We start from the raw sequence: 12,422 nt of genomic DNA, 5'->3' as shown, positions 1-12,422 counted from the left end.
CCCTGTCATCCGGCCCCTGCTCAACCGGCGGCGCCTTGTCTGTGGCGCGGGCCCGGAGGTCCTGCGCCGGGGCCAATCCGAGCCGAAATTGAGCGACCGATCAACGCTTTTCCCGGCGATGACGCCCGGTTTTCGTGCAACTGCACAACCCGCAGGCCCTCCGTTCCGCTGCCGGTTTTGACCGCAACGCCGCCGGCGCAGCCCCGCGCAAGAAGCCGTTTTGGTTGCCAGCCCCGAATATGTGTGTGCTAACATTCGCCCCAGACGGCCCCGGGGCCGGAATCACGCTTCCCAGGAGACAGGAAAAATGGACGGCACGCTCACGCAGAACGATCTCAGCCACGTTGTCGAGGCGGACAAGCGCCACGTCTGGCATCATCTGACGCAGCACAAGCCGTTCGAGACCTCTGACCCGCGCATCATCGTCGAGGGCAAGGGCCTGCGGGTCTGGGACCAGCACGGCCGCGAACATATCGATGCCGTCTCGGGCGCGGTCTGGACCGTGAACGTGGGCTACGGGCGCCAGTCCATCGTCGACGCGATCTCCGAGCAGCTGATGAAACTGAACTACTTCGCCGGTGCCGCGGGCTCGGTGCCGGGCGCGCTGTTTGCCGAGAAGCTGATCTCGAAGATGCCGGGCATGAGCCGGGTCTACTACACCAACTCGGGCTCCGAGGCGAACGAGAAGGCCTTCAAGATGGTCCGCCAGATCGCCCACAAGCGCTATGGCGGCAAGAAGAACAAGATCCTCTACCGCGAGCGCGACTACCACGGCTCGACCATCGGCGCGATGTCGGCCGGTGGCCAGCTCGAGCGCAACATGCAGTACGGCCCCTTCGCACCGGCCTTCGTCTCGGTGCCGCACTGCCTCGAGTACCGCGCCCAGTGGGACCTGTCGGGCGAGGCCTATGGCCAGCGCGCCGCCGACGCCATCGAGGAGGTCATCCTGCGCGAGGGTCCCGACACGGTGGGCGCGCTCTGCCTCGAGCCGGTGACCGCCGGCGGCGGCGTCATCCTGCCGCCCCCGGGCTATTGGGAGCGGGTGCAGGAGATCTGCCGCAAGTACGACATCCTGCTGCATATCGACGAGGTCGTCTGCGGCGTGGGCCGCACCGGCACGCACTGGTTCGGCTACCAGCATTACGGCGTCGAGCCGGATTTCGTGACCATGGCCAAGGGGGTCGCGTCGGGCTACGCCGCCATCGCCTGCTGCGTCACCTCGGAACGCGTCTTCGACATGTTCAAGGACGATGACAGCGATCCGCTGAACTACTTCCGCGACATCTCGACCTTCGGCGGCTGCACCGCCGGCCCGGCGGCGGCGCTCGAGAACATGCGCATCATCGAAGACGAGAACCTGCTCGAGAACACCACCAAGATGGGCGACTACATGCTCGAGAAGCTGGCCGCGCTTGGCGACAAGCACGCCGTCGTGGGCGAGGCGCGTGGCAAGGGGCTGTTCCTCGGGCTGGAACTGGTCAGCGACCGCAGCACCAAGGAGCCGGTCTCGGAAAAGCAGATCGGGGCCGTGGTTGGCGCCTGTGCTGCCGACGGGGTCATCATCGGCGCCACCAACCGCTCGAACCCGGGGCTGAACAACGTGCTGTGCTTCGCGCCGCCGCTGATCGCCACGGCGGACGATATCGACCAGATCGTCGACGCGGTGGACCGCAGCCTCACCAAGGTCTTCGCCTGATCCATGTCCGAGACGCCGCTGAACGAACTGGGGCAACCCGTCGGCCATCCGGTCGACGGGTCCTTCCCCCGCCCGCGCCCGGAGCGCCGCGTCATCGAAGGCCAATGCGTGCGCCTCGAGCCGCTGACCGTGGACCATGCGCCGGGCCTTTTCGAGGCCTTCGCCGAAGACAGCACGGGCCAGGGCTGGACCTACCTGCCGATTGCCCCCTTCGCCGATCTCGCGGATGCGAGAGACTGGGCCAGCACGGCAGCGGCCAGCGCGGACCCGCTCTATTTCGCCATCTGCACGCCCGACGGGCAGCCGGTCGGCTTCTGCTCCTATCTGCGCATTGACCCGTCCGTCGGGTCGATTGAGGTCGGCTTCATCCACATGGCGCCGCGCCTGCAGAAGACCGCCGGCGCCACCGAGGCGATGTACTTGATGATGGCGCACGCCTTCGACACGCTGGGCTACCGCCGCTACGAATGGAAATGCGACGCGCTCAACGAGCCCTCGCGCCGCGCGGCGCAGCGGCTCGGCTTCCAGTACGAGGGCACCTTCCGGCAGGCGACCATCGTCAAGGGCCGCAACCGCGACACCGCGTGGTTCTCGGTGCTGGACGGCGAATGGCCCGCCCTGAAGGCCCGGTTCGAGCACTGGCTGGCGCCCGAGAACTTCGACGCGGACGGGCGCCAGCTCGCCAGGCTCGGCGCCGTCGCCTGAGGCGGCGCCCTTGGCGTCCTCGTTCGCCGTGCGCGTAGGCTCCCCGAGATCGGGCAGCTCTCGTGACTTCCTCCAACGGACGCCCGCCGCGCTCGCGCAGGCGCTCGGAGCTCCGCGCGGCCTCTTCCGGCGGCGCATGGCCCTTGGCCGTCAGCTCGATTACCATCCGCCGGTCGTCCTGTCCCGCCTGCGGCGGACCAGCCCCTGCCCTTCAAAGCGCGTCGGCATCGGTCTTGGCGTGTTCGATTCGAGACGCAGCGCTTTTCCCATTGCCCCGACGGTGCACCCGCCCTCGGCCCGGAGCGCCGTGGTCAGCCGGTATTGCGGACAGGTCAGCCCGAAACCGTCGGGCCGGTCTGCATAGGACTGCTGCATCGCGTGTGGCGCCGAGTGAAGCGCGAAGCAAAGCAGCTCGCACGGCAGCGATTTCATCAGAATGTGTGAAAGGGGGGCGCTTCCGGATCGCACGCAGGTTGCAACACCCACCACCGTCCCTAGCACCGGGCGCCACCCGAGCGGCACTGGGAGGTCTAGAATGCACCGCCCTGCCGCGGCGCTGGCACGCGCCGCGGCCACGCACCACGACCCGACAACCCCCTGTATACAAACGAAAAAGGACCGCCAGATGGCGGTCCTTTCAAGGTCATGTCGTCCGGGGCTGGATCAGCCGTTGACGCTGTCCTTCAGAGCCTTCGCGATGGTCATCTTGACCTGCTTGTCGGCTTCTTTCTTGAACTGTTCGCCGGTGGCGGGGTTGCGCACCATGCGCTCGGGGCGCTCGCGGCAGTAGATCTTGCCGACGCCCGGAAGGGTCACCGCGCCGCCTTCGGCGACTTCCTTGGTGATGATCCCGGTGATCGCATCCAGCGCGGTGGAGGCGGTCTTCTTGTCTGCGCCCATCTCTTCGGCCAGAGCGGCCACCAGCTGGGTCTTGGTCATCGGTTTCGCCATTTCATGGTCTCCTTGAACTGCCCGAACGATTGGGCCTCGATACGGGAAAGTAACATCATATGGAGTTCAAACACAACGAATAGGGGCTATTTGCAAGGGAAAACTGCGCATATAGCGGCTTTCGGCGGCGATGTACCGATGTCAGAGGAAAGCTGTTTCCTCAAAGCTACGCAGCTTGCGCGAGTGCAGGCGCTCCAGCGGCATCCCGCGCAGTCTCTCCATGGCTCGTATCCCGATCATCAGGTGGCGTGCAACCTGCGTCTTGTAGAAGTCGCTCGCCATGCCCGGCAGTTTCAGCTCGCCATGCAGCGGCTTGTCGCTGACGCAGAGCAGCGTGCCGTAGGGCACCCGGAAGCGGAAGCCGTTGGCGGCGATGGTGGCGCTCTCCATGTCGAGCGCGACGGCGCGCGACTGGCTCAGGCGCTGCACCGGGCCGGACTGGTCGCGCAGTTCCCAGTTGCGGTTGTCGACCGAGGCCACGGTGCCGGTGCGCATGATCCGCTTGAGGTCGAACCCGTCGAGCTGGGTCTCCTCGGCCACCGCCTGCTCGAGCGCCACCTGTATCTCGGCCAGAGCCGGGATCGGCACCCAGACCGGCAGGTCGTCGTCGAGCACCTTGTCCTCGCGCAGATAGGCATGGGCGAGCACGAAATCGCCAAGGCTCTGCGAAGAGCGCAGCCCGGCGCAATGACCGACCATCAGCCACGCATGGGGGCGCAGCACGGCGATGTGGTCGGTGGCGGTCTTGGCGTTCGAGGGCCCCACCCCGATATTGACCAGCGTGATGCCCGAGCCGTCCTTGCGCTTGAGATGGTAGGTCGGCATCTGCGGCATCTTCAGGCTCGGCGGGATCGCCGTGTCGGGATCGGTGATCTCGACATTGCCGGTTGAGACGAAGCTGGTGTAGCCGCTCTCGGGATCGGCGAGCTGCTGGCGCGCATAGGCCTCGAACTCGCTGACATAGAACTGGTAGTTGGTGAACAGCACGTGGTTCTGGAAGTGCGCCGGATCGGTGGCGGTGTAATGCGCCAGCCGCGCCAGCGAGTAGTCGACGCGCTGCGCGGTAAAGGGCGCCAGCGGCCCGGCGCCGTCCTCGGCTGGCTTTGCCACGCCGTTGACGATGTCGTCATTGGTCGAGCTGAGATCCGGCACGTCGAACACGTCGCGCAGGATGAAGCGCCCGGCCCCCTCCTGCGGCACCGCAAGGTCGGGATAGTTGGCGACGGCGAAATGCACCGGCATCGGGGTCGACGATAGACCGACCTGCACCGCCACCTGGTGGTTCTCGAGCAGCAGTCCGATCTGCTGCTTGAGGTAGTGCCGGAAGAGATCGGGTCGGGTGATGCTGGCAGCGTGGGTGCCGGGCGCTGCCACGTGGCCAAAGCTCAGGCGACTGTCGACCTTGGCATGGGTGCCGGTGGTGATCCGCACTTCCGGATAGAAAGCGCGCAGCCGCACGCCGGGGTGACCGGTCGCCATAGCGTCAAGAAAGCGGTCGTGCAGGAAGGTGACCGACAGCTCGTAGAGGTCGCAGAGCCGGTCCACCGCGGCCTCCGCCTCGGTAAAGAGCGCGGCCTCGGGGGCCTCGGGAGACACGATCTCCAGCGGTGCGTGGTTGTCCTGCATAGCTGCCTCGTCACTATCTTTGCGCGGCAGGGTGACACCAAGGCGCGGGGCGTTCAAGCGCTGGTATGCCGGTTAACGTCAGGGAGGGTTGTGGGGGCGCTCATCGCGGTGCGAGCCGTCGCCCCTGCCAATAGGGGTAGGTCTGTGAAAACCGTGTGTCGGCCTCGCAGCCCCTGAGCGTCCGGGACGCCGCTGCGCCATCGCCGGCCCGCGGGGTGGCGATCTGCGCGTCGAACCTTTCGATTTATCCCAGCCAGATCCGAAGACCCCCAACACGCAGCGCCTAGCCCAACCAAATCGCCAGCCCGTCCGGGCGGGCCGGCGATGGCGCGGCGGCCTTCGGCCTTGGTTCCGCGCAGTCGGGCGACGAAACGACGGACAGAGGTATTCAAGTCGGCACCGCCAGACCAAGGCGCGGCGATCTGAGCCTTGTCCCTCAACGTATCACAGCCAGATCCGAAGAACCCCGACACGCCGCGCTTGCGTCACCAAATCGCCGTGGCGCGCCTACGGTGGCGCACGTGCCTTTCCCGACCCGATACAGCGAACCAGCGCGGCCCGGGGCGCCGCCGCGCCATCGCCGGCCCGCTGGGTGGCGATCTGCGCTTTGAACCTCTCGATTTATCCCGGCCAGATCCGAAGACCCCCAACAAGCGGCTCTTGCGTCACCAGATCGCCAGCCCGTCGGGGCGGGCCGGCGATGGCGCGGCGGCCTTCGGCCTTGGTTCCGCGCAGTCGGGCGACCAGCCTTAGCCCCCTCCCCCGGAACACAAAGCACCCCGCGGCGTCAGCCACGGGGTGCCCTGTCTCATACACGTAATGTCAGCCTCAGCTGCGCACCAGCGTCTCGTAGGTCTCGGCGATGTCGAGGGTCAGCGCGCCGACCTCGAAGGTGTAATCGCCGATCTGCCCCACCGGGGTGACCTCGGCGGCGGTGCCGGTGAGCCAGCACTGCTCGAAGCCCTCAAGCTCCTCGGGCATGATGTGGCGCTCGTGCACGGTGATGCCCTTTTCCTTCAGCAGCCGGATCACCGTCTGCCGGGTCAGGCCGTTGAGGAAGCAGTCGGCCAGCGGCGTGTGCACCTCGCCATCCTTCACGAAGAAGATGTTGGCGCCGGTCGCCTCGGCCACGTAGCCGCGGTAATCCATGAACAGCGCGTCCGAGCAGCCCTTTGCCTCGGCGGCGTGCTTGGACATGGTGCAGATCATGTAGAGGCCGGCCGCCTTGGCGTGCACCGGGATGGTCTCGGGCGACGGGCGCTTCCACTTGGCGATGTCGAGCTTGGCGCCCTTGGTCTTGGCGTCACCATAGTAGTTGCCCCACTCCCAGGCCGCCACGGCAAGCTGCACCGGGTTGCGCGACGAGGCGACACCCATGTCCGGGCCCGCACCGCGCCACGCCACCGCCCGCACATAGGCATTGGTGAACCCGTTGACCTTGAGCACCTCGGCCTTGATCGCGTCGATCTCGTCGGCGCTGTAGGGGATCTCGAAATCGAGCATATTCGCCGAGGCGATCAGGCGCTCGGAATGGGCGTGGCCAAGGAAGATCTTGCCGTTATAGGCCCGCTCGCCCTCGAAGACCGAGCTCGCGTAATGCAGCGCATGGGTCAGGACGTGTACCTTCGCATCGCGCCACTCCACCATCTGCCCATCGAGCCAGATCTTACCGTCGCGGTCGTCATACGCACCTTCCATAGCGGGTCTCCTTCTCGGCGTTGTTTTTTCATTTGTTGCGCAGGTTATGTCCGATGCGGACATATAATTGCGGAAAAACTGCGACTCGCTACCAGTTTGCTATTGGAATGTCAACAAGGCTGACTTAAACTGCGGCAAAAGACGGAAGACGAAAGAGGGGCAGCAATGGCGGACGGACCGGGCAGTCAGGGACATGGCGGCGAACTGCTGCTCTATCTCACCGACGAACAGCTCCGGCAGGGCATCGAGGCGATGTTCTTTGCGTACCGGGCGTTTACCGCCGATCCCGACCGCATCCTGCAGGGCCTGCAATACGGTCGCGCACATCACCGCGCCATCCACTTCATCCACATCGCGCCCGGCACCACGGTCAACAACCTGCTGTCGATCCTCGGGGTCACCAAGCAGTCGCTCAACCGCGTGCTGCGCACCCTGATCGAGGACGGGCTGGTCGAAAGCCGGGTCGGCCGCGCCGACAAGCGCGAGCGGCACCTACACCTGACCGAGGCCGGCGCGGCGCTTGAGCACCAGCTGTCCGAAGCGCAGCGGGCGCGGATGCGCGCCGCCTACCGGCAGGCCGGCCCCGAGGCCGTTGCCGGGTTCCGCAGGGTGCTCGAGGCGATGATGGACCCCGAGATGCGCCGTCACTACTCCGGCCTGCGCGAGGCCCGAGGATGAGCGATCCCGATGCCCACATCCTGATCGTCGACGACGACGAACGCATCCGCGGCCTGCTGCAGAAGTTCCTGATGCGCCACGGCTTCCTTGTCAGCGCCGCGCGCGATGCCGCCCATGCCCGCCGCCTGCTCACCGGGCTCGAATTCGACATGATCGTGCTCGACGTGATGATGCCCGGCGAGGACGGCATCTCGCTCACCGGGGCGATCCGCGAGACCTCGAGCACGCCGATCATGCTGCTCACCGCACGCGGCGAGACCGAGGACCGCATCAAGGGGCTCGAAGCCGGGGCCGACGACTACCTCGCTAAGCCGTTCGAGCCGAAGGAGCTCTTGCTGCGCATCAATGCCATCCTGCGGCGGATGCCCGAGGCCCCGTCCGAGACCACCGTGCCCAAGCTCATCGGCCTCGGCCCCATCCGCTACGACATCGAGCGCGGCGAGATGTGGAAGGGCGAAGACCTCGTGCGCCTCACCGCCACCGAGAGCCAGCTGATGCGGATCTTCTCGGCCCGCCCGGGCGAGGCGCTGAGCCGGACCCAGCTGGTCGAGGAACTGGGCCGCGACAAGGGGCAGGCGCAGGAGCGCGCGGTCGACGTGCAGATCACCCGCCTGCGCCGAAAGATCGAGACCGACCCCAAGCAGCCGCGCTACCTGCAGACCGTGCGCGGCGCGGGCTACATGCTGGCGCCCGACTGAGCCGCCGCCAGCGCTGCAATTCGCACCTTGTTCCTGCCGGCCAATCGCGGTCTGGTGGCCCGGACCGATGAGGGAGGATCCGTCATGACCACGGCACTGATCAGCCATGCCGACTGCCTCGAGCATGTCACGCCCGAGGGCCACCCCGAGCAGGTGGCCCGGCTCGAGCATGTGCTGCACGCGCTGGCCCCGCTCCACCTCCTGCGTCTGAGCGCACCGCCGGCGAGCGACGAGGATCTCGCGCGGGTGCATCCGCAGGCCTACATCGCGCGCATCGCCGGCGCCGAACCCGCCGAGGGCGAGATCGCGCTCGATGGCGACACATGGATGTCGCCGGGCTCGATGATGGCGGCGCGCCGGGGCGCCGGGGCCGCGATCCGCGCCGTCGACGCGGTGATGTCGCGCGAGGTGCGCAACGCCTTCTGCGCCACCCGGCCCCCGGGCCACCATGCCGAGCGCGAGACCCCGATGGGCTTTTGCCTCTTCGGCAACGCCGCGCTGGCGGCGAAATACGCGCTCGATCACCACGGGCTCGAGCGCGTCGCGGTGGTGGATTTCGACGTGCATCACGGCAACGGAACGCAGGACCTGCTCTGGGACGAGCCGCGCGCGCTGTTCATCTCGTCGCAGCAATATCCGCTCTGGCCCGGCACCGGTGCGGCGACCGAACGCGGCGCACATGACAACGTGCTCAACCTGCCCCTCGCCCCCGGCAGCGGCGGCACCGAGATGTATCGCGCCTACACCGAGCAGGCCCTGCCCCGTCTGCGGGACTTCCGCCCCGACCTGATCGTAATCTCGGCCGGCTTCGACGCCCATCAGGACGATCCGCTGGCACAGCTGAAGTGGAAGGATCAGGATTTCGCCTGGCTGACGCGCGAGCTTTGCCGGATCGCCGCCGATCAATGCGAGGGGCGGGTGGTCTCGGTGCTGGAAGGCGGCTATGATCTCGCCGCGCTGGCCGGCTCGGCCCGCGCCCATGTGGAAGAACTGATCGAGGCAGGAAAATGAGCGACACGCCCGTCGAGGAGATGACATTCGAACAGGCCATGGCCGAGCTCGAGCAGGTGGTGGGCCAGCTAGAACGCGGCGAGGTGCCGCTGGAGCAGTCGATCGCGCTCTACGAACGCGGCGCCAAGCTCAAGGCGCGCTGCGAGACCAAGCTCAAGGAAGCCGAGGAGAAGGTCGCTCAGATCACCCTCGATGCCGAAGGCCAGCCCGCCGGGCTGAAGGCCGCCGAAGGTCTCTGACCCCCGATGTTCCGTGACAGCCTCGAGGCCGGCGCCCGCGCCGTCGCCGCCCATTTCGATCACGTCCTGAGCGACGCCGCCGACCTGCCGGTGCTGCACGCGATGCGCTACGCCACCGCCGGTGGCAAGGGGCTGCGCGGCTGGCTGGTGCTCGAGACGGCCCGGCTGCACGACGTGGCGCCGGAGCGCGCCCTCTGGCCGGCCTGCGCCATCGAGGCGATTCACGCCTACAGCCTCGTGCACGACGACCTTCCCTGCATGGACGATGACGATCTGCGCCGCGGCCTGCCCACGGTGCACCGCAAATGGAACGAGGCCACCGCCGTCCTGGCGGGCGATGCGTTGCAGGCGCTGAGCTTCGAGATGGTCGCGGACCCGCGCTGCCACCCCGACCCGCTGGTGCGCGCCGATCTGGGCCTGAGCCTCGCCCGCGCCGCCGGTGTCCGCGGCATGGTGCTGGGACAGGCGCTCGACATGGCCGCCGAGCGCGCAGACACGCCGCTCACGCTGGAGCAGATCACCGCATTGCAGGCCGGCAAGACCGGCGCGCTCATCGTCTGGTCGGCCGAGGCCGGCGCGCGGCTGGCGCAGGCCGATGCCACGCCGCTCACCGCCTATGCCGAGCGCCTCGGCCTCGCCTTCCAGATCGCCGACGACATCCTCGATGTCGAGGGTGACGCCGCAACCGTCGGCAAGGCGGTGGGCAAGGATGCCGGGCGCGGCAAGGCGACCTTCGTGTCGCTGCTCGGCCTCGATGGCGCCAGAACGCGCGCCGCGTCACTCGTGACCGAGGCCTGCGACGCGCTATCTCCGTATGGTCACCGGGCCGACGCCTTGCGGGAGGCCGCCCGCTTCGTTATCTCCCGCCGGAACTGAGTGTCGAGGGACAGGATGTCTGACAGCCCCCAAACGCCGCTTCTCGACCGGGTGAGCTCGCCCGCCGATCTCAAGCGCTTCTCCGATGCCGAGCTCGAGCAGATCGCCCACGAGCTGCGCCACGAGACCATCGCCGCGGTCTCCGAGACCGGCGGCCATCTCGGCGCGGGCCTCGGCGTGGTCGAGCTGACCGTGGCGCTGCACGCGGTGTTCGACACGCCGCGCGACAAGGTGATCTGGGACGTCTCGCACCAGGCTTACCCCCACAAGATCCTGACCGGACGCCGCGACCGCATCCGCACGCTGCGCAAGAAGGGCGGGCTGTCGGGCTTCACCAAGCGCTCCGAGTCGCCCTACGATCCGTTCGGCGCCGGCCACAGCTCGACCTCGATCTCCGCCGCGCTCGGCTTTGCCGTGGCACGCGATCTCGGCGGCGTCTGCGACACCGGCACGGGCGATGCCATCGCGGTGATCGGCGACGGCGCGATGAGCGCCGGCATGGCCTTCGAGGCGATGAACAACGCGGGCCATCTCGGCAAGCGGCTGATCGTCATCCTCAACGACAACGAGATGTCCATCGCGCCGCCCACCGGGGCGATGTCGTCCTACCTGTCGCGGCTCTATGCCGAGGAGCCGTTTCAGGACCTCAAGGCCGCCGCCAAGGGCGCGGTCTCGCTGCTGCCGCCGCCGTTCCGCGAGGGCGCCAAGCGCGCCAAGGAGATGCTCAAGGGCATGACCGTGGGGGGCACGCTGTTCGAGGAGCTGGGGTTCGACTATCTCGGCCCGCTCGACGGCCACGACCTGCACCAGCTGCTGCCGGTGCTGCGCATGGTGCGCGCCCGCGCCAGCAAGCCGATCCTGCTGCACGTGCTGACGAAGAAGGGCAAGGGTTACGGCCCGGCGGAGGAGTCCGCCGATCGCGGCCACGCCCGCGCCAAGTTCGACGTCGCCACCGGCGAGCAGAAGAAGGCCCCCTCCAACGCGCCGGCCTATACCAAGGTCTTCGCCAAGGAGCTGACCCGCCTCGCCGCCGAGGACAGCCGCATCTGCGCGGTGACCGCCGCCATGCCCGACGGCACCGGTCTCGACCTGATGGCCGAGCGCTACCCCTCGCGGGTGTTCGACGTGGGCATCGCCGAGCAGCACGGCGTGACCTTCGCCGCCGGTCTCGCGGCGGGCGGCATGAAGCCGTTCTGCGCCATGTACTCGACCTTCCTGCAGCGCGGCTACGATCAGGTAGTGCATGACGTGGCGATCCAGCGCCTGCCGGTGCGCTTTGCCATCGACCGTGCCGGGCTTGTCGGGGCGGACGGCGCCACCCATGCCGGCGCCTATGACATCGCCTTCATGGCCAACCTGCCGGGCATGGTGGTGATGGCCGCCGCCGACGAGGCCGAGCTCAAGCACATGGTGGCCACCGCCGCCGCCCATGAAGAGGGCCCCATCGCCTTCCGCTACCCGCGCGGCGAGGGCGAGGGGGTCGAGATGCCCGAGGCCGGCGAGATCCTCGAGATCGGGCGCGGCCGCATCGTCTCCGAGGGCAAGCGCGTGGCGCTCCTGAGCTTCGGGACCCGTCTCGGCGAGGTCCGCAAGGCCTGCGAGAAGCTCTCGGCCCGGGGCATCACGCCCACCGTCGCCGATGCCCGCTTCGCCAAGCCGCTCGACCGCGACCTGATCCTGCGGCTCGCGGCGGAGCACGAAGCCCTGATCACCATCGAGGAAGGCGCGGTTGGCGGCTTCGGCAGCCACGTGGCGCAGCTGCTCTCCGACGAGGGTGTGTTCGACCACGGGCTCAAGTTCCGCTCCATGGTGCTGCCGGACACGTTCATCGACCACGCCAGCCCCGACGACATGTACGAAAGCGCCGGCCTCGATGCGCGGCACATCGAGGAAAAGGTCCTCACCACCCTCGGGGTCGACCTCCTCAGCCGCAAAGCCTGACCCAAGGCGCATTGGACGCAGCCGCGCCCACGCCCGGCCTCGCGAGAGCTGCCCCCTCGGACGCCTCCGGCGGGAGTATTTTTGACGAAGAGAAGATGCGGGCGCAGCGCTCCTGGCTTCTTTGGTTCAAAAATACCTCGGGGGTGAATTGGCGCACAGCGCCAAGAGGGGGCAGAGCCCCCTACTTCCCCTTCCAGACGAACCTCCGTTGCGACAGGGCGCTGCGTCCCTCCCCTGCCCAACAGCTCAGAGACCCATGTCTGACCCAACCCGCTTTTATCCCGCCAGCGTCTCCGGCACGAT

The 12,422-nt window shown here is 67.8% G+C and carries 11 protein-coding genes; 8 read left to right on the top strand and 3 right to left on the bottom strand.

Features of this window, described 5'->3' with window-relative positions:
- Window positions 1-307 precede the first annotated feature (307 nt).
- Together LCM15_RS18545 and LCM15_RS18540 are read left to right on the top strand one after the other, a co-directional pair.
- On the top strand, window positions 308-1,696 hold the full coding sequence (locus tag LCM15_RS18545; protein ID WP_224859056.1) for an aspartate aminotransferase family protein: 1,389 nt from the start codon (window positions 308-310) through the stop codon (window positions 1,694-1,696).
- Between the two features lie 3 nt (window positions 1,697-1,699).
- Complete coding sequence (locus LCM15_RS18540) at window positions 1,700-2,401, top strand: GNAT family N-acetyltransferase (protein ID WP_224859054.1); 702 nt, start codon at window positions 1,700-1,702, stop codon at window positions 2,399-2,401.
- Window positions 2,402-3,064: 663 nt separating this feature from the next.
- On the opposite strand, the gene LCM15_RS18535 is transcribed toward LCM15_RS18540, so the two are convergent.
- From LCM15_RS18535 to LCM15_RS18525, 3 genes are all read right to left on the bottom strand, one after another.
- Complete coding sequence (locus tag LCM15_RS18535; protein WP_007793529.1) at window positions 3,065-3,352, bottom strand: HU family DNA-binding protein; 288 nt, start codon at window positions 3,350-3,352, stop codon at window positions 3,065-3,067.
- A 141-nt stretch (window positions 3,353-3,493) separates the two neighbouring features.
- Entirely contained in the window at window positions 3,494-4,978 is a 1,485-nt protein-coding gene (locus LCM15_RS18530; RefSeq protein ID WP_224859052.1) for an AMP nucleosidase, read from the bottom strand.
- A gap of 828 nt (window positions 4,979-5,806) precedes the next feature.
- The gene (locus LCM15_RS18525; RefSeq protein ID WP_224859050.1) at window positions 5,807-6,676 is read right to left on the bottom strand and encodes a branched-chain amino acid aminotransferase; all 870 of its coding nucleotides are present in this window, start codon (window positions 6,674-6,676) and stop codon (window positions 5,807-5,809) included.
- Window positions 6,677-6,841: 165 nt separating this feature from the next.
- Between LCM15_RS18525 and LCM15_RS18520 the strand changes: the two genes are divergently transcribed.
- The 6 genes from LCM15_RS18520 (at window position 6,842) to dxs (ending at window position 12,119) form a co-directional block, all read left to right on the top strand.
- On the top strand, window positions 6,842-7,354 hold the full coding sequence (locus tag LCM15_RS18520) for a MarR family winged helix-turn-helix transcriptional regulator (protein ID WP_224859048.1): 513 nt from the start codon (window positions 6,842-6,844) through the stop codon (window positions 7,352-7,354).
- Window positions 7,351-8,052 (top strand): response regulator, encoded by a 702-nt coding sequence (locus LCM15_RS18515; RefSeq protein ID WP_224859046.1) that lies wholly within the window; start codon window positions 7,351-7,353, stop codon window positions 8,050-8,052. Before LCM15_RS18520 ends, LCM15_RS18515 begins: the two co-directional genes overlap by 4 nt.
- 84 nt (window positions 8,053-8,136) lie before the next feature.
- On the top strand, window positions 8,137-9,063 hold the full coding sequence (locus tag LCM15_RS18510; RefSeq protein WP_224859044.1) for a histone deacetylase family protein: 927 nt from the start codon (window positions 8,137-8,139) through the stop codon (window positions 9,061-9,063).
- Window positions 9,060-9,302, top strand: coding sequence for an exodeoxyribonuclease VII small subunit (locus LCM15_RS18505; protein WP_007793548.1), 243 nt, complete (start codon window positions 9,060-9,062; stop codon window positions 9,300-9,302). Before LCM15_RS18510 ends, LCM15_RS18505 begins: the two co-directional genes overlap by 4 nt.
- A gap of 6 nt (window positions 9,303-9,308) precedes the next feature.
- Window positions 9,309-10,178 carry a polyprenyl synthetase family protein gene (locus tag LCM15_RS18500; protein ID WP_224859042.1) on the top strand — a complete coding sequence of 290 codons (870 nt, stop codon included), beginning with the start codon at window positions 9,309-9,311 and terminating at the stop codon, window positions 10,176-10,178.
- A gap of 15 nt (window positions 10,179-10,193) precedes the next feature.
- Window positions 10,194-12,119: a 1-deoxy-D-xylulose-5-phosphate synthase gene (gene dxs, locus LCM15_RS18495; RefSeq protein ID WP_224859040.1), complete on the top strand. Its 1,926-nt coding sequence runs from the start codon at window positions 10,194-10,196 to the stop codon at window positions 12,117-12,119.
- The last annotated feature ends 303 nt before the right edge of the window (window positions 12,120-12,422 follow it).

This window comes from Salipiger bermudensis, assembly GCF_020171625.1.
Classification (GTDB): Bacteria; Pseudomonadota; Alphaproteobacteria; order Rhodobacterales; family Rhodobacteraceae; genus Salipiger; species Salipiger bermudensis_B.
The sequence above is the reverse complement of the archived record's forward strand: the minus strand, read 5'-3'. Positions and strand labels throughout refer to the sequence as shown.